14 protein-coding genes and 1 pseudogene are annotated in these 17,871 nt (G+C 60.2%); 6 read left to right on the forward strand and 9 right to left on the reverse strand.

Translation table 11 applies throughout. The annotated features are described in order from the left end of the window. Positions 1-5 precede the first annotated feature (5 nt). Together hisD and FJ930_RS26935 are read right to left on the reverse strand one after the other, a co-directional pair. Positions 6-1,334 (reverse strand): histidinol dehydrogenase, encoded by a 1,329-nt coding sequence (gene hisD, locus FJ930_RS26930; RefSeq protein WP_141840794.1) that lies wholly within the window; start codon positions 1,332-1,334, stop codon positions 6-8. A 93-nt stretch (positions 1,335-1,427) separates the two neighbouring features. Beyond that, complete coding sequence (locus FJ930_RS26935; protein ID WP_141840795.1) at positions 1,428-3,230, reverse strand: thiamine pyrophosphate-binding protein; 1,803 nt, start codon at positions 3,228-3,230, stop codon at positions 1,428-1,430. Between the two features lie 441 nt (positions 3,231-3,671). On the opposite strand from FJ930_RS26935, the gene FJ930_RS26940 reads away from it, so the two are divergent. Continuing rightward, positions 3,672-4,361, forward strand: coding sequence for a hypothetical protein (locus FJ930_RS26940; RefSeq protein WP_141840796.1), 690 nt, complete (start codon positions 3,672-3,674; stop codon positions 4,359-4,361). Between the two features lie 66 nt (positions 4,362-4,427). Here FJ930_RS26940 and FJ930_RS26945 read toward each other — a convergent pair whose 3' ends face one another. After that, entirely contained in the window at positions 4,428-5,249 is an 822-nt protein-coding gene (locus tag FJ930_RS26945) for a helix-turn-helix transcriptional regulator (RefSeq protein ID WP_141840797.1), read from the reverse strand. A 137-nt stretch (positions 5,250-5,386) separates the two neighbouring features. Here FJ930_RS26945 and FJ930_RS26950 point away from each other — a divergent pair, with 137 nt between their 5' ends. The 3 genes from FJ930_RS26950 to hisN are packed head-to-tail and all read left to right on the forward strand — an operon-like array spanning position 5,387 to position 8,148. Then, on the forward strand, positions 5,387-6,382 hold the full coding sequence (locus FJ930_RS26950; protein WP_246677040.1) for a Gfo/Idh/MocA family oxidoreductase: 996 nt from the start codon (positions 5,387-5,389) through the stop codon (positions 6,380-6,382). Then, positions 6,382-7,320 (forward strand): sugar phosphate isomerase/epimerase family protein, encoded by a 939-nt coding sequence (locus tag FJ930_RS26955; protein WP_246677041.1) that lies wholly within the window; start codon positions 6,382-6,384, stop codon positions 7,318-7,320. Before FJ930_RS26950 ends, FJ930_RS26955 begins: the two co-directional genes overlap by 1 nt. Before the next feature lie 45 nt (positions 7,321-7,365). Further along, positions 7,366-8,148, forward strand: a complete 783-nt coding sequence (gene hisN, locus FJ930_RS26960; RefSeq protein WP_141840799.1) for a histidinol-phosphatase — start codon at positions 7,366-7,368, stop codon at positions 8,146-8,148. 31 nt (positions 8,149-8,179) lie between these two features. Here the strand turns inward: hisN and FJ930_RS26965 are convergent, their stop codons facing one another. The 3 genes from FJ930_RS26965 to FJ930_RS26975 form a co-directional block, all read right to left on the reverse strand. Next, positions 8,180-9,361, reverse strand: a complete 1,182-nt coding sequence (locus FJ930_RS26965; protein ID WP_246677042.1) for an MFS transporter — start codon at positions 9,359-9,361, stop codon at positions 8,180-8,182. Between the two features lie 268 nt (positions 9,362-9,629). After that, positions 9,630-10,661, reverse strand: a complete 1,032-nt coding sequence (locus tag FJ930_RS26970; RefSeq protein WP_210245384.1) for a glycoside hydrolase family 3 N-terminal domain-containing protein — start codon at positions 10,659-10,661, stop codon at positions 9,630-9,632. Then, on the reverse strand, positions 10,658-11,440 hold the full coding sequence (locus FJ930_RS26975) for a DeoR/GlpR family DNA-binding transcription regulator (protein ID WP_141840800.1): 783 nt from the start codon (positions 11,438-11,440) through the stop codon (positions 10,658-10,660). The genes FJ930_RS26970 and FJ930_RS26975 overlap by 4 nt, the downstream gene beginning before the upstream one ends. A gap of 210 nt (positions 11,441-11,650) precedes the next feature. On the opposite strand from FJ930_RS26975, the gene FJ930_RS26980 reads away from it, so the two are divergent. Then, complete coding sequence (locus tag FJ930_RS26980) at positions 11,651-12,679, forward strand: glycoside hydrolase family 3 N-terminal domain-containing protein (RefSeq protein ID WP_141840801.1); 1,029 nt, start codon at positions 11,651-11,653, stop codon at positions 12,677-12,679. 1,304 nt (positions 12,680-13,983) lie between these two features. On the opposite strand, the gene FJ930_RS26990 is transcribed toward FJ930_RS26980, so the two are convergent. After that, entirely contained in the window at positions 13,984-14,346 is a 363-nt protein-coding gene (locus tag FJ930_RS26990; protein ID WP_141840803.1) for a hypothetical protein, read from the reverse strand. Beyond that, positions 14,271-16,775: a S8 family serine peptidase gene (locus FJ930_RS26995; RefSeq protein ID WP_141840804.1), complete on the reverse strand. Its 2,505-nt coding sequence runs from the start codon at positions 16,773-16,775 to the stop codon at positions 14,271-14,273. Before FJ930_RS26995 ends, FJ930_RS26990 begins: the two co-directional genes overlap by 76 nt. 359 nt (positions 16,776-17,134) lie before the next feature. Between FJ930_RS26995 and groEL the strand changes: the two are divergent. Then, positions 17,135-17,305 (forward strand): annotated as a pseudogene (gene groEL, locus FJ930_RS27000) (chaperonin GroEL); the annotation flags it as partial. Positions 17,306-17,359: 54 nt separating this feature from the next. Here the strand turns inward: groEL and FJ930_RS27005 are convergent. Next, positions 17,360-17,871, reverse strand: a 512-nt coding sequence (locus FJ930_RS27005; RefSeq protein WP_141840805.1) for a transposase, incomplete at its 5' end; no start/stop codon positions are given.

The raw sequence follows: 17,871 nt of genomic DNA on the forward strand, positions 1-17,871 counted from the left end.
CGAAGTCAGATGGGATCGACCGGCCAGACGGGATCAACCGGCATGGCGTAGCCGACATTTCTTTTCCCGTAGCGGCGGACGCGGATGTTGGCCTGTTCAGCGTGCCCAACGAAGCCTTCCATGAGGGAGAGCCGCGAGCCGTATTGGCCGATCAGGGCAGAAGCCTCGTCCGTTTCTATGCGCTGGTAGGTGCAGGTCTTGAGGAACTTGCCGACCCAGAGCCCACCGGTGTAACGCGCGGCCTTGTTGGTCGGCAGTGTATGGTTGGTGCCTATGACCTTGTCGCCGAACGAGACGTTTGTTCGAGCGCCCAGGAACAACGCGCCATAGTTCTTCATGTTGTTGAGGAAATAATCCGTATCGCGGGTCAACACCTGGACATGCTCGGAAGCGATGCGGTCGCTTTCCGCCAGCATTTCGTCGATCGTGTCGCACAGAATGATCTCACCGAAATCGTTCCATGCCTTGCCGGCGACCGCGGCCGTCGGAAGGATTTCCAAAAGCCGTTCGATTTCGGCCAGCGTGCTCGTCGCCAGCTTTGCCGAAGTGGTGACGAGCACCGCCGGCGAATTCACACCATGCTCGGCCTGGCCGAGCAAGTCGGTGGCAACCAACTCGCCGTCGACGGTCTCGTCAGCAATGATCAGTGTCTCCGTTGGACCGGCGAAGAGATCAATTCCAACCTTGCCGAACAACAGGCGCTTGGCTTCGGCGACATAAGCGTTGCCCGGCCCCGCCACCATGTCGACTGGAGCTATCGTCTCGGTTCCATAGGCCATCGCCGCGATCGCCTGGACCCCGCCAAGGCAGTAAATCTCGTCAGCGCCCGCCAGGGCCTGGGCGGCCACGATCTTCCGCGCGATCCTGCCCTGGAAAGGCGGTGCGCAGGTGATAACGCGCTCGCATCCAGCCACCCGCGCGGTGAGTACCGTCATGTGCGCTGACGCCAGCAGCGGGTATTTGCCGCCCGGCACGTAGCAGCCGACGTTCTGAATCGGCAAATGGCGATGGCCCAGGACAACGCCTGGCAGGGTCTCGACTTCGAGATCGAGCAATGTCGCCTTCTGGGCTTCCGCGAAATTGCGGATCTGGTCCTGGGCGAAATCGAGGTCTTCGCGTTCAAGCTTCGTCAGCGAATTGACGCAGCCGTCGATCTCGTTCTTCGTCAGAAGGTAGGAGTCTCGATCGAAGCCGTCGAAACGCATCGAAAGTTCACGTACCGCCTTGTCGCCTCCCTGCTCCACCTGAGCCAGCAGCGACTGGACCGCCTTGGTCACGGCAGCGTCGTCGCCATTGCCAACGTTGCCTCGCGCGGACTTGATGGTTCGTATCATGATAATAACTCTTCATTTGCAGGACTGACGCCCCGCATGGCCTGGTGGAGATCGACTGAATGGATCGGCGAGCAGGAGGCTCGCCTTGCGCCACTAAAGGTGCTGTTCGAGCGCCCGCTTCTCGGCGTAAGCCGCCTGTTCCTTTTCGTAGTAGGCCGGCGACGGGAAATCCCACCAGCCGGTGGCGAAAGGGCCGGCCGCATCACGCGAGGTTATGACCTCGACCAGCGCGGGACCGCCACAATCAAGCGCGGCCTTGAGCGATTTCTCCAGATCCGCGTCGGAGGTGACCTTCCAGCTCTCCACGCCAAAATTCTTGGCGACTGCTGCGATATCGGCGCTGTAGGGCTCGCCATTGCCTTTGTGATGGTTGAACTCGGAGGCGATGTGACGACCCATGAACTTGCGCTGCCCGCCACGGATCGACATGTAACCCTGGTTGTTCTGGACTAGGAACACGACCGGAATGTTGTTCATCACCGCCGTGCCAAGTTCGGGCAGCGACATCATGAAGTCGCCGTCGCCCGTGATCGAGACGACCTGACGGTCAGGCATCGCCAGCTTCGCGCCCATGGCGGCAGGTACAGCCCAGCCCATCGGCGAGAATGACCCGGATGTAAGATGCGTCCGCGGCTGGTAGACGGGAAAAGTCTGCTTGACAGCGCCCTGTGTATTGCCAGACCCGACGACGACAATGCCGTCGCGGTTCATCACCTTGCGCAGTGCCCCAAGCGGCCGTTGCGACGTGAACGGTGTTTCGCGGCTGTCCCGGCGCGGGGCGAGCATGGTTTCCCAGTCCGCTTTTGCTTTCTGAACATCGGCGAGGAATTTCTCCCGTCGCGCGATCGCCTTCCTGGAATCGGCGTCCGAGATCATCGCCAGCATGGCTTCCAGCGTCGCCTTGGCATCGGCGACGATGCCGACTTCGGTTGGATAATTCTTGCCGATCTCATGATGGTCGAGATCGATGTGAATGAGCTTGCCGGGCGGGATCGAGAAGCTGACGCCCTTGGCATAGGAGGAGGCGGACCAGTCGGTAAAGCGGCACCCGACCGACATCACCACGTCGGCGGATGCGGTGATGTTATTGCCGCAAGTGGTGCCTGTCTGCCCGACGGCGCCAATAAAGAGCGCGTGGTCTTCCGAAATGGCCCCTTTGCCGTTCCAGGTGATGGAAACGGCGGCGCCCAGTTTCTCGGCCAGCCGGGTCAACTCGCTCGACGTATTCGCTGAGATCGCGCCGCCACCGGCGACGATTACCGGCCGATCGGCCGAAAGCAGGAGCTTCAAGGCCTGCTCTACCGCCCGCGGATCGGGGTAGGAGACGCCGCGCGCCATCCGCAGGTCGAGAGGATGTATCTCGACATCGGCGGCCTCCACTTGAATATCCATCGGAACCTCGACGTGCACCGGTCCGGGACGGCCGCTGAGCATCGTGTTGAACGCGCGGTGCATGATGAAAGGCAGTTCATCGACGCGGCCGGCCTTGTATGAGCGCTTGGTGACCTGTTCGGTGATGCGCGGGAAGGCGTTCTCGTTCTGTCGTTCGATCTCCTGCATTACGCCATGCCCCTTCATGTGCGTCGCGGGGCCGCCAGAGACGTAGAAGGCCGGAATCGAGTCGGCGTAACAGGTTGCGAGGCCGATGATCGTGTTGGTTGCGCCAGGGCCGATCGAGGTCGAGCAGGCCATTGGCCGACCGCTGGCCCGGAAGAAGCCGTCGGCCATGTGCACAGCGCTCTGCTCGTGCATCACCTGGATGAACGGCAGGTTCGAACCTTCTTCAAGGAAGGCGTCGAAAAGGGACCAGATACCGTGGCCGGGCACGCCTGCCACATACTCAATACCATATTGCTTGAGTGCCCTCGCGACGACTTGTCCGCCTGTCAGGTTCATCTGTTCGACCCTCTAACTGTGATTTTATGACGTGAGCAACCTGTTGCTCACGGAGAGATGGCAACAGCCAGCCCTCGTTATGCCTTCAGTAAGCAGGCAGTCGATGGCATGTGGCAAGTGCGCAGCACACGTTTCGCTGACGCAAGATGAAGCAGAGATCGAGAAAAAGTGCGTCGTCTCGTTTCCGGTCGGCCTAACCCTGCCTGGCCAATATCTGGAAACCCACCCCGAGACCGGACCGATCGCCGCCCCAGACCCGTCCCCGCCAATGTGACGCGCTGCCCCTGTCAGAACGGGCTGCGAGAGCAGGATAAAGATTCGACGCTATATGACGCACAAAAGGCGTCAATTCGCGACCAAATTCATCATGCCGCGCACTATCGCCAGCCGTGTCCCTGTGGCTTGTTGGCATTCAATGAATTTCTTGCGTCAGGCAGAGCTATGACAAACCGCACGAGAGACCTGTCTTTTGCCGACGATTTCATTTTCGCCAAGCTTATCGAAGACGTCGTCGACTATGACGTCGAGGACGCCGTCGTGATCAACATCGGACCCTCGCCGATGCTCACGGGCGACAAGCATCCGGCCGTTGTCCCCGCCTGGAAATCCACCTGGCTCAAGGGAGGCCGGATAAAGTCGGCCGGGCGTGCCGCCATCGTCAAGGTCACCAATCCCGTCAACCTTGGCGGCTGCATGTTCCGCGGATGGGAGTGGCTCGGCAATCGCATCAAGAGTTTTCCGCGCGACACGCCACTTTTTATTTCATCCCAGGACGAAATCGGCACTTTGACGACCGACCCTTACGTCTTCACCAACGAACGCAGCACGCCGTTAGCGCCACAGACATTTACGCTGAAACTCAATCTGTGGTGGGCGCCGGGAGATACGGATTGCTTCATCCACAACGACCATCGGTTCCTGGAAACCCACACCCAGATCCATGGCAGGGGACGCATGCAGAAATTCGAGCATCGTGACGCGTCGACCATCTACGAGGACGTGCTCATGCCGATCGGCTACTCGCATGACCCCTTCTGCCGTGTAACCCAGAAGAATGAATGGACCTACCCCTGGCACCGCTATTACGCCGACACCGACTCGGTCTGGCTTGCCATCGAACTCCACCCCTGAGTGGCCTTCAGGAGCGTCTGTCACCTTCACATGCCGGACCCAGAAAGCGGGTGCCTTCCAAGATTCTCACATCTGGATCATGTCCGATCCATCCCCCAGATACTGCAGGGCCTCGCGGGGAATTGCCGGATCAGTGCGATCCATGACCGTCAACTCCTGGAGGTGCTGCCGGCGCAGCAGGCCGGGTCCACGGTAATGCAGGGCCACTTTGGTCGAATAGGGCTGGCGGAATACATTCGCGGCGATGCCGCTGGAAATCCCGAACATGAACCGTTTGGCGTTACGCTTTACCTGCGCATAGACACCGAATGTGAGCTCATTGCACTGAATACCCTCGAAATCCGCGGTGAAGAGCCGGTCGGCAAGAGGAAAACAGAAGCCATAATATTTGAATATGTATTCAATTTTTCGCGGATTATCGAAACTGGGAAAACGCTCAACGTAGTAATGCTGTAAAAATTCTCGATTCCGATAGATGCAGAATGCAGATTTAAGAACAAATCCCTTATAGATTGAGGAGAATTGATAGCGGTCATAGATGCCAGCTATTTCATTATCCTGCGAATTGTTCTCGACAATCATGTTGGAAATGAAGCGCGAAAACTCGGGCAATTGCCGCGCGGTCGCCATCGCATGAAAGAAATTACCGTCCACCAGCGTCCGAAATTCATCGGCATCGGAAAAAAGGATCGGTACGCTTAACCCAAAATAATTGGCGATTATGCGTAGATTAGAGGCTGAGGGAACATGAGCGCCGGAGAGATATTTGTTGAACTGCTGACGATTGACGTTGATCTTGCGGCAGACCGCGGCCACCGAACCGTGCTGATCGCACAGTGTCCTGAGATTCGCCGCCAGTGCGCCAGTGTCTTCGCCCACGAAGTTCACGACAGGAAGTCTCCCAGATGACGCAACCTGGCGCTAAGGTTACGCCAAAGTGAGAAGGACTTCAACGATATGCGAAATTGATGTCGACAGAGTCGGACACCATAGTCCGGACGGTCAACGCGCGGAGGAGTGTTCCAGTGCCAGCAAGTGCCAAGGCCGGTTGGTCGTTCGTGGGGGCAGGCACCATTGCCACTGAGCTCATGGTTGAGGCTATCCGGGCCATAGGCCATTCGCCTCTGTGGGTGGTCAGCCAAAACAAGATCGATGCCGCCAATTTTGCGCAAGATCTTGGCATCCCGCACTCGACGACCGACGTTGATCGCGCGCTGCAGGATCCATCTGTCGGGTTCGCCTATATCAGCGCCCGGCTAAAACGCCGACCGCACTACATTTCCGCCGCCGCGGGCGCACGCAAGCACATTTTGTGCGACGGGCCGATTTCCGACAACAGCAGATCGGCGAAAACTCTGGTGACGCTTTGCAATCAGGCCGGGGCGTCGCTGGCGGTGAACCAACCGTTGAGGGCATCGACAATACACCAGACCATGCGGCGACTGATCTCCGATGGCGACATTGGAACGGTTCGGTCGATTGTCTTGCTGCGCGGAGGTCCCTATCATGGCCCGCTCACCCGCAGAGCTCGAGATGCCGACGAAGGTGGTGGAATCTATCTCGACGTGTCGGTCGAAGACATCGATCTGGCGCGTTTCCTGACCGCAGCCGAGCCGCTTGAGGTGACCGCAACAAGCGCGCCGTTTGATGCGGCTCCAAGCCAGCTGGCTTACACGGTCAGACTAAGCAACGGGTGCCTCTTTCAGGCCTATGAGAGCTTCAGTACCGCCGACATCGAGAGCATGGTGATGGTTGCAGGCGACAGGGGAGCCTTGATTGCTCAGGGTACGATGAACGGGCGTGCGTCGGGAACGCTGCTTCGGAGAACGGACGGCAAGAGTGAACTCGTTCCCGTCCGGGAACACGACTTCCAGGTGTCGACGGTTAAGGACTTCGTGAACACGCGTAGCCGGGAAGCATCCTGGCTTTCGGGGGGCTCTGACAGCGTGACTGCCTTGCTGGTGGTTGAGGCAATGATGATTTCAGCCAAAAGGCGGCGAGCGGTCCCCATCAATGGCTGATGCTTTTTCCGAACACCTTGTTTCAGGCTCCAAGATTAAGGACGCGGCGGAACTCCATGACAAAACCGAACCCTATTCTCTTTCATTCATTGGCTGCCCGACATGCCACGCTGGCGATCGATCTCGATATCGTGCGTGAGATTGGATTCGACGGGCTGGAGGTCTCAGCCGCCAAGATGCAGGCGTTTCTGGATGCCGGCTTTTCGACCGAAGATCTGAGAAAGATCGTTGACGGCATCTATTTGCCCGGGATGGGGTTCCTTATCGACGTTGAACGGCAGGGCAAAGCCAAGGACGCACTGATGCGAGAGGCCGCCAGCATGTTCGAGCTTGCGGCTGCGTCCGGCGTGAAAGCGGTCCAGGTCATCACCGGCCCCTTGAGCCTGCAGGCCCTGGACGACGCTTCCGCGGCCGCGATGCCTGGGCTTTATCGTGGCGTCGTCGGGCTGCCACTGAAGACCCAGATTGAACTCACGGCAGCGAACCTTGCCTCGATCGCCGACCTTGCATCCGCGCATGGCCTGCTGATCTATCTGGAAGCCCTGTCCTGGACCCCACTCAATACGATCGCCAAGCAGGTTCGTATGATCGAGGCGGCCAATCGTGACAATATCCGGCTCGTGATCGACTTCTGGCATTGCTATACGTCGGGCGACAACCCGGAGCAGATTGCCCGACTGGACAAGAATCTTCTCTACGGTGTTCACATTTGCGATTCCCTTGCCTTCGCCGGCGGCGTTCCCGATGAGAGCGTGCTGCGCAATGTGCCAACAGGAGGCGGTGTTCTGAACCTCAAGGAATGGGTCGATGCTGTAAAGGCGACCGGCTATGATGGCTGGTGGAGCTGCGAGCTGTTCTGCCGGCGCCAACACCAGGAAAACAGCTACGACGTGGCGCGCGGCCTCAAGGCGCTCATGCAGGACCTCGTCGGCGCCTGAGGCTCGTATCCTCCCGCCAGACGCTACAGCGACGAATGGAACGCCATGCCCGACCTACCGGACATCTCCTTCTTTCATCGGCTCGCCGACGCAGCCGCCGAAGTCGCTCTGTCCTACTATCGCAAGCCGATCGAGGTCGAGGAGAAGGTGAAACCCGGCTATCGCTTTGACCCAGTGACGATCGCCGACAAGAAAGCGGAGGAGGTCATTCGCGAGCTGATAGCCGCACAGTACCCGGATCACGCGGTGCTTGGCGAGGAATTTGGAGAAAGCGGCGACGGACCGATCAAGTGGATCATCGATCCAATTGACGGAACGCGGCCATTCATCTGCGGCATTCCCGTCTGGGGTACTCTCATCGGACTGACGGTGGAAGGCAAGGCCCGCATGGGTATGATGAGCCAGCCCTATACAGGTGAACGGTTCTGGGCGGCGGAGGCTGAGGCTTGGACCAGCACGCCATCGGGCTCCCGCCGACTGCGGACAAGGCCGGCGAGTTCATTGGCGACCGCGATACTTCATACCAATTCGCCGGACCGCTTTCCGGATTTCCCCAGCATCAACTTCGCTCGACTTAGGAATGCCGTGCAGATGATCCGCTATGGCGGCGAGTGCTACGCATTCGCCATGCTGGCCGCCGGGCAGATCGACCTTTGCCTGGAAGAAAGCATGCAACCCTACGATATCGCCGCCCTCATTCCGATCATTGAAATGGCGGGAGGCGTGGTCACCAATCTCGACGGCGAACCAGCCGAAAACGGCGGTGCCATCCTGGCTTCGGCGAGCCTGCATCTGCATCAGGCGGCATTGGCGCTCATCAACTCATAATATCCGGCACCAAGGCCCCGCAATCGCAATACTATTCCTTGCGAAGCGAACGCGTTGAAACCGCGATCAGCGCAAAGGCGACCGCAATGAGACCAAAGCTGACAGCGAGCGAAGAGAGCTGAGCCACGAAACCGAGCAAGGCGGGGCCAACAAGCAAGCCCGCATATCCCATTGTCGTTACAATTGACATGGCGCGGCCCGCGGCTGCACCGCCGGCGCGACCGGCAGCCGCGAATACCGCGGGAACGATATTGGCTACACCGAGGCCGCACGTTGCCAGGGACAGAAAAACAAGGCCGAGATTGCTCGCCACGATCAATAGTCCAACCGAAGCCGCGCAAGCCAAAGCGCAGGAAAGCATTAGCCGCGTAGAGCCGATACGAGCGGCAATCGCGTCACCGAACAGCCGCCCCAGCGCCATTGTGCTTGCAAGGACAGCGAAGCCATAAGCGCCGATACTGTCCGTTTTTCCGAAGGCAGTCACGATGTAGATGGCGCTCCAATCCATCATTCCGCCTTCGCCCAGCAAGGCGAGGAAGGCGATCATGCCAAGCAGGACTATGTATACTTTCTGCGTGCGCTCGAGCGCATTGCCGGAGGTCAGCCCTGTCTGAAGTGGATCATCGCGTTCGGCGGCTCTGGACGCGCCAAGGCTGGCGGTGATCGCGAGGGCCGCCACTGTGAGACCCGTTGCGGCCAGACAGATCTCCAGAGCGCCGCCATGCGAGAGGATCTGGCCTACCGCAAGGGCGCCAGCCAGATTGCCAAAGCTGAATACCGCGTGGAACGACGACATCAAATGCCGCCCCGCGCGGCGTTCAATCGCCGAGGCCTCCGTGTTCATCGATACATCCAGCGTTCCAAAGCCTGCCCCCGCGACGAGAACGGCAAATGCCAACCATCCGGGGCCTGACACATGGGGAACAACGAGCAATGCGGTGCCAAACGTCAGGGACCCGCATAGGCTAAGCGTGCTGCAACTGTAGCGCGTCGTAAGCCGTCCGACATTCATCATGGTCGCGATGGCGCCTAGCGCGAAGCAAAGAAGCACAAGCCCGAGTTCACCTTTCTCCAGGCGGTTGTGGGCGCTGAGTACAGGCAGACAAGCCGCCCAGGATCCGATACCGATGCCGGCGGCGACGAAGAAAAGGCTGCAATTGAAACGGCCATCGCGTGCGCCAACCGAAATTCCTGAAGCTCTGTCGGTCATCATCCATCCTTGTCGGCGGGTTCTGGCCAGGCGGTCGGAGATTGACCCGTCGATCACGACCTATGGCTTTGTTGGGAAGGTCGAAAGCACTGGCGGCCACTGCGCAAGCGACATCAACGCGACGTTGAAGGCAACTTCGCAACGGTCTGTCGGCCGAAGCAAACTGACGCACCTTTCATGCCGGGAATACCGTGAGCGTGTGAATATGGTCTCCACCAACCGGCACGGGTCATCTTCTCCAGCGAGCCAGATCCCCACATAAAGAAGAAGCTCACGAGCGGCCCCTAGCCGCGGCCGCACGTGTGGATCTGGCGGCCGCTTCAAGCCGCTCCTTCGGCAGCCGCCCAGAATCAACCGCCGTCACGATTGCAAGAACGATGGACGGAATCGACAGGGCAGCACTGGCTGACAACAAAAGCAGATCCGCCCCGGCCAGCAAGGCCTGCAGACAGGTCTCTTCGATCGTCGCATTACGTTGCGTGGCCTTGTGATCAAGATCACACGTCATCACGAGACCGCGAAACCCAAGCTCGTCACGAAGGAGCCCGATGAGTGTTGGCGAAATTGAGCCGGCTACCGGCGGGGTCAGTGCGCCGAATATGGCCGGGCTCATCATCATGCCTTCAGCCCCGGCATCCATGCCGGTCCAAAAAGGCTTCATCAAGATGCGCAGACTGGCCAGATCTTCCAGCACCATGGCCGCCTCCAGTGCCGGGATGCCTGTAAGTGTCGGGTTTCCGGGGAAATGCTTCAGCGCCGTCTGAATTCCCGCCCTCTTCGCACCTCGGACGTAAGCGCCGACAAGCCGGTCCACTGTGTCGACCTCCTCGCCCAAAACGCGGCCGCGAAGCCAATCATTGCGTCCGGCGATGACGTCCGCGGTCGGGGAGAGCAGCATGTTTACGCCAAGGCGCGACACCGCGACGCCGTATTCCGCGATGATGTCCTCCAATTCCAGAATCGGCATTTGTTGTGCCCGCGTCAAGGTCGGCAGTGGTGGCGCAAGGACGTGCATCCGGTTTACCGCCGAAATGTCGCCGTCCGCCGCAATCAACAGATCGCCGGACCGAGATCGAAGGTTTTCAACGCAGGAGAGCCAGGCTTCGCCGGTTTCGGCGACAATCCGCGAGGGTCGCATCTGGCCACTTGCATATTCGTCTGGATATTCGCCAAACAAAATTGCCTTGCCACCATGGTCTAGAAAAGCGAGCAACGCGTCATTCGGTTGAATTTCGTTGGTAACCGGCAACAGGACGCCATATGCCGATGTTAGCAAGTCGCTCGACATGCGCTCAATCGTCATGGCTGATCTTTGCCAGCACGCAAGATTCTGATCCCAAGATCGGTGTAGGGAGCAATCTGGTCATGCCTGGCGCTGCCCTCGACAACAATCGCCGCAAGTGCTGACGCTTGGGTGATGACAAACGGTGCCGCCGTTCCCAGTTTTTCGCTCGTCGCCGCAACAACGATCGCACGGCTGACCTGGCAGAGGCCGCGCTTGAAGTCGGCCTCGTCAAAGCTGAACGCCGTCACGCCCGCGGCCGCGTCCAACCCGCACGCCCCAAGAAAGGTGAGATCGGGGCGCAACAACCCCAGTTCGTGCACGGCCCTGCTGCCCAGGCAAGACCCGGTGTGCGGGTCAAACCGTCCTCCGAGAAGAATGATATCGATGTTGGTTCGGCTGCCAAGTTCAATGGCGATTGCCGGCGCGTTGGTAACGACCCGAAGATTCATCGCCTCGGGCAGAAACCTTGCGACAAGCTGGTTGGTTGAACCGCCATCGATGAAAATGGTGCTGCCGTCGGAAACCAGCCCCACAGCAGCTTGCGCCAGTGCTGCCTTCCGGTGCGGTACCGAGGCAGTCCGCTCTGTGAGGCTGCCCGAAGCCGGAGAAACCTTCAGGGCGCCCCCATAGACTTTGACGCAGAGCCCCTGGGCCGCGAGACCACGCAGATCACGGCGGATCGTGTCCTCCGAAAGCTCCAGTTCGCGCGCCAGATCCGCCGCAATAATTCGCCCCTCGCTGTTGAGCCGCTCCTGGATCAGCGTCCACCGCTCCTTCAACAACAGATCTTCATACATGGACCTTGCTCCGACATTCTCGCAGGCAATCATGCACGTTTATGCACTATTTCCAATACGCGCAAGATAATTCACGGAGACCGGCAGGCCTGGAGCAACGAGATGAGAGGCTGCAGGGTCGCGGCTAGCTAAGAATGCTTGACACTCCGCTTAAACGTGCATAATCGTGCATCATCAAACACCGTCTTAACGGATTGCGCGAAAGGTTCGATGGTCATGGCTTTTTCACCCGCACAAGACGCAAAGGCGGTCCTCTTGCCAGCATTCGACGCAACGGCACTCAGCGACACGACGCGGCGGTTTCTTGACGAAGGCGGGGTGTCAATCCTGCTTGGCGAAAGCCGTGCCGAATATGTTGCCCGCGGCATGAGCATGGAACGCCGCGCCGCGGAGTCGGCTGAAACCTTTCGCCTGGTCACCGCGGATGCAAAAAAGTGCTCCGGTCTCCTGCTGGCGGCTGTCGACCAGGAGATGGCCGGCATATGCAGGCTGCACGATCTGGTGCCGAGCTTTCCTTCACCGGACCTCCTGCCCTTTGCCTCCGAGCAGGACATCGAGGCCGTCGCCTACCAGGTCGCCCTCATTGCTTCTTCCTTGGGTGTGAACTGCTTTCTGTCGCCTGTTCTCGACGTCGTGAAGGGGCGGAACCCGTGGCTGAGCGGACGCACATGGTCTACCGATCCGGCTTTGATCGGCCGGTTGTCCGCCGCATATATTCGCGGGGCCCAGCGCGGGCGGGTTGCGGCCACCGGCAAGCACTTTCCTGGCTTCAGCGATGTCTCTGGCGATCCTGCCATCGACGACCAGGCAGTGAATTCGCTTCAGCGCGGCGAAATCGAGGCAGGCCTGCCGCCCTTCCGCGCGGCGATCGAAGCCGGGGTCGAGATTATGATGGTCGGCCCTGCCATCGTATCCGCAATCGACGACAAGGTCGCGGCCCTTCGGTCCCGTAAAATCGTCGGAATGTTGAAGGAAGCGCTCGGTTTCAAGGGTGTTGTGATGGCTGACGATCTCGACTCGCATGCCACGATGCGAGGCGACAGCGTCTGCCAGGTTGCTCTTGATGCCCTGAATGCCGGTTGTGACTTTCTGTTGCTTGCCGATACAGGAAACCAACTGGATGAAGTGGCAAACGCGATCTCGCGAGCAGCTGAAACCGGTGACATCTCACGTGAAGCGCTCGCCAAATCCGCTGAACGTGTCCGGGCTTTGGCAAAGGAGTATGATGCAAAGGTTTGACCACGCCTGGATCGATTAACCTGCCTCGAACCTATACCGGCACGTCCCAACCGGCCAGTGACGGACCTTTGCAGGATTTGCGATCAGCGTGAGCCCATGCTGAGAGGCATCGAACTCGATGCGTCAACTCACCGCCAACTTAGCGATGGCAAAGATCCTCGCACTTTCTCTTCAAACGCCGGGATGGCGGTAAGGTCACCGGCCTCTTGATTGGGAGCGATGGCCAAGCATTTTGGTGGCCCGGAGGGTGTGAGACTATCAAGGAAAATCGATGGCTTAGCGGATGTCAGCCAACCCATATCCTTCGTATGACCTCGTATGGTCCGGCGAACCTATGGGCGAAGCAGCTAGGGTTTCGGACTTGTAACGAAAGCGACCGTCGCGCCGCCTAGCACCCGCGCCTAAGGCACTGCGCTCGTCAACATCAGAACGATGCCGACCGCTATCATTAGCAGGCCTGGCCAGTTGCGCGAGAAGCCGAGAAACCCGAACCCACGCCGTCGCGGCTCGAGAGTTGGGCCAGGCGTTGCCAGCCTTGAGGCCGACCGGTCGGCTGGAGTGCCGAGCGGTGCCAAATTGCTGAGCCGACCGTATGAGAGTGCCGCGCCTGCCATGTAGACAATGCCAGCAACGATGAGTAGCGCACCGATGAGAATGACAGTCAATTTTCATCCTCCTCTCTTTAGCTTTCCAAGCCTGGCCCGCATATGAGTGAAAACGGTCGTGACGGCTGACAGTTCCGGCAAGAGCGCCCTATCGGCTTGACGTGTCGCCTGAATCGAACGGAACGGGCCCGGTGAACGCCTCATGGCCGATCAAGGACCAATGAGAGGGGGCTCTCGCCGGCCGAGTCGAGCAAGGATTGCCTAGTGGCACGTAGCAGCCGTCTGGTGCCCAGTGATGGTCGATTGGGTCTCTCCACCCCTCTGGCCGCCAGCAAATGTTGCGCGACGGCCGCGGGTCGTACCGATCGCATTAAAGTCCATCGCTTATCGACCGGTCGTTCATATCGAGCTCAAATCATCCGCTGCGAATAGGTCACTGCCTCCAATATCTGACCTGAGCGGGCTTGCCGGTCTGCCTACGGCCGACATAGGCCAGCCAGATCGCTCGGCGCGGAGATCAGTAGCATGTCGATCGTTCGGCGGGCGTAAAACTGATCTAGACTAGCGCTGGACTACCGATATCGACAAGGACGGTCATCAGGGCAGATTTCAATTTGACGGAAGCGACGGTGCTCGGCAAGATCCGTAACGCAGCTGAATTGCCCCGCATCGCTCCATTCAATCGGGAATGCTTGCAGATCAAACAGCCTTCGCATTCCGCCGTCGTCCACGCGCTGGCGGTACCGTTCCGGCCGGAGACTTGCCAAGTGCATCGAACAGCGTGCCCAACTTGTCCGCGATGGGAGTGCCGATGCCGGTGCACGGGTCGGGGCCGATGCGCGCGCGGAAATAGCCATTGTCGCCGCTGGTTATGTCGTTGAAGCAGGTCTGGTTGAGCCAGAGTCGCGGCGTCACCAGTCCGAGCTTGCGCCCGAATGCGGCAAATAGCCCGGCATAGAGCGGCGCCACGGCGCTGGTTCCCCCGATCACTTCCTGCCGGCCGTGCACGAAGACATTGTAGCCGGTATAGGGGTCGGCATTGGCGGAGATATCGGGCACCATGCGGCCCGGCCCGTGCGGCGCCCCCGCCTGCCATGCCGGCATGGGGCGGAACAGTTCCGAGAAGCCCCCGCCCGTCCCCGAGCCGTTCGGGTTGCCGGGGTCGTCGTTCCAGACAGTCTCTTCCGCATTGGCGCCGTGGGCTTCATGGTGCCGCCGCAGCCAACGACGAACGGGCTGGACGACGGCAAGTCGACATTGGCGGGGTCCGCCCCTCCATCCGACGAATTGTTGTCGCCAGAGGCGGCGAACACGATCATACCGGCCCTGCTGGCGGCCTCCGCCGCCTTGTTCAGCCTGCCGGGATAGTCGATGCCTGCCATTGCAGCCGCCGCCTTCCAGTTGGCCTCGTCGGAGCCCCAGGAAACCGAGCAGACGTCGCAGCCGTCGGCAGCAGCTGCGGTGATCGCAGTCGCCATCGCGCCCCAGTAACTGGCGTCCGCCCAGTAGATACGGATGCCTGCCGCCTCGCCCGTGGCCGCGGAATAAGCCGCGGCGGCGACTTCGATGTCGAGCGCGACCTCGCGGTCAGGGTCGGTGGCTGGGCTGCCTGAGCGCTTGTTCGGATCGTTGCGGCCGGCCCCGATCGACACGTCCACGATGGTCGGTACCGGTAGGCCCGTCGAGCGGAAATAAGCATCGATATCCTTCTGCACCCAGCCCCCGCTGAACTCGATAATCGCAATCGTGCCGCCGCCGGCGAGGCCACTTGGCCAGGAATAGGCTCGACACAGATCCGGCACATTCCAAGGCTCGGCGCCGGCCACGGCGGGACGAAAAGCGACGTCGCCGATGTCGGGGAGCTTGAAATAGGGCCGGATCATATTGGGCACCGCGCGCGACAACGCCGCCCTGGCGTGCAGGCGGGCGCGGCGCGTGCCGACGGCCCGGTCGTACATGGCCGCGAGGTCGGCTTTCATGGCCGTTCGCGAAGCGCCGTCGAGATAGATCATATGCCCCGAGGGGTAGTTCCTGATCGTCAGATTGCCGCGGACCCTGGCATCGTTCAGCGGCATGGCCTCCAGCGTCAGCCTGGTCTGGAAGAAAGGCGTCACTGAATCGTAGTAGCCGTTGGCCGAGAGCACGAGCAGGTCTGGATTGGCCGCCATCGTGGCGGCGAGATCGCCAGCCGTATACAGCGTCGGGTTGCCCTGGCTGTCCGGTTTCTGCATCGTGCCCGCCGGGTCGGTGTGACTGAAGTCCCAAAACTGGAAGGCCTGGTCATTGAGGTCGATGAAGTTCGAGGTTGCCGCGAATTTTAGGTCGTTGTTGAGATAGCTGTTCCACATTGTGGTGTAGACGCCACCCACGGCCGCCATTGTCGGGTCGTTCATGCCGCCATCGGGCGAGACAATGGCGGAGATGCCCGTGTCGATGCCGGTCACGCGCCCGTCATAGGCGCCCAGCGCCAGCCCTTGGTCCTGCAGAAGCTCGACCAGGAAAGCGGCATGGCCGAGCCGGTCGGCAGCCTCCACGTTCAGCCGCCAGCCTCCGAGTTCGCCGACGGAAAGGCCGAGGTAGCGGCTCAGCGTCTCCACCGCCGCGGGGTCTGCCTTCGGGAAAGCCTTCAGTGCTGCGGCATAGGGGCCCTGCGCGAACTGAGTGACGGTCCCCATGTATGAAGCGAGGTCCGCCGGCAGCGGCTCGATGCCGGTCTTTTTGTGAAACCATGCATCCGCGGCAAAGGTCGGCATCAGACCGACCGCGTTGGAGAAGTTGGCGGGATAGTCGAGCACGCTGGACTGCAGCGTGATGCCGTTGAGGTCGATGCCGTCCTCGTGCAGCAGCCAGGCCAGCACGCAACTGCGTGCCGTGCCGTAGGATTCACCGAGCAGGAAGCGCGGCGAGTTCCAGCGGTTGAATGCGCCGAGATAGCGCTTGATGAACTGCTTGATCGAGACGGCGTCCTGATCGACTCCCCAGAAGTCGCGGTTCTTGAAGGGCGCGATCGCCGCGGAATAGCCGGTGCCCACCGGGTTTATGTAGACCAGGTCACTGCGGTCGATCAGGCTGTCGGGATTGTCCTCCATGGCGTAGGGCGGAGGCGGCGTGAAGCCCGGCATGCTGGTTTTAATACGTCTGGGCGCGAAGGAACCGAGGAGCAGGAAGACCGACGACGAGCCAGGACCGCCATTGTAGAAGAAGGTCACCGGGCGAGTGGTCGCGTCCGCCCCGTCAGCCGTGAAGGCGACGTAGAAGACCTTGCCCGCGGGCTTCGAACTCGACGGATCGACCGAAACGAGATGACCGGCCTTGGCAGTGTAGGGAATGGAAATCCCGTTCAGCGTGGCCACATGATGGGTGATGGCGGCGTTCTCGGTCGCGTCCGAAACAGAGTCGTCCGGCCCCGACCCGTAGACGGTGGTGTCAAGGAAAGGCTGTCCTGGCGCCGCCTGGCCAGCGCCCGAGCCGTTGTTGATCGTCTTCGCCATCGCCGGCCTCCAAGACTTCGAGTTCACGCCAACCGATACTGCTCGGTTGTCCCCCGCCCCGGCCAATGACTTTCCTTCTAAATTTACTAAATTCTTATTTTACTCTTCTCTGATGTATAGCAATTCAAATAAGACAATACGCCCGTTCAGCAAAGCCTACAAGTTCTGAACATCGAGGCCCGTCACTCGGATCGGCCGCCACATTGCCAAGGCGCATTGACGGCATACCAGTCGAGCCATGTTAGGCGCACCCACAGTCATGCTCGATGAAGTCGAAAACTGACTGGCCTGGACAGCGGCGCACGCTTGGAACCTGGTTGCGTTTGCTGCGGCCCCAGGGAATCGGATCACGGACACTCGAGCTTGAGGTCGTCGAAGGCATGCAGTTCGATCGCGGCTATCTCTCGCCCTATTCCATCACCAATCAGGACAAGATGCGTGTGAAGCTCGACCAGCCATATGTCATGGTTTACGAGAAGAAGCTGTCAAACCTCCAGGCTCTGCTGCCCGTATCTGCCCTTCGCTCAGGCTGGCGGACAGTTGCTCTTCCACGTGGTCTCGAAGCTCTATGGTAAGCGATGTTCTCAGGCCACGGCCCTGAGTTCAGAGGCGCGGATGTAAGCCCAGGGCAGGAGATCGTCGATCTGGCTGTTTGGGTGGCCGTTGACGATCCTAGTGAGGATCTCGGCGAGGTAGCCGAGGGGCTCGACGTCGTTGAGCTTGCAGGTTTCGATCAGCGAGGCGATGACGGCCCAATGCTCGGCGCCGCCATCCGAGCCGGCGAAGAGCGCGTTCTTGCGGTTGAGCGCGATCGGACGGATTGAACGTTCGACCGTGTTGCTGTCGATCTCGATGCGTCCGTCGTCGAGGAAGCGCGAGAGGCCTTCCCAGCGCGAGAGCGTGTAGCGGATCGCCTCGGCGAGCTTTGTCTTCTGGCTGATCAGGCCGAGCTTTTCGCGCAACCAAGGTTCGAGGTCGGCAATAAGTGAAGCGCTCCTCTCCTGACGCATCGCACGGCGCTTGTCGGCCGATAGGCCGCGGATGGCGTCTTCGATCTTGTAGAGCTCGGCGATCCGTCTTAGCGCCTCGCTGGCGA

Source organism: Mesorhizobium sp. B2-4-15 (assembly GCF_006658505.1).
Taxonomy (GTDB): Bacteria; Pseudomonadota; Alphaproteobacteria; order Rhizobiales; family Rhizobiaceae; genus Mesorhizobium.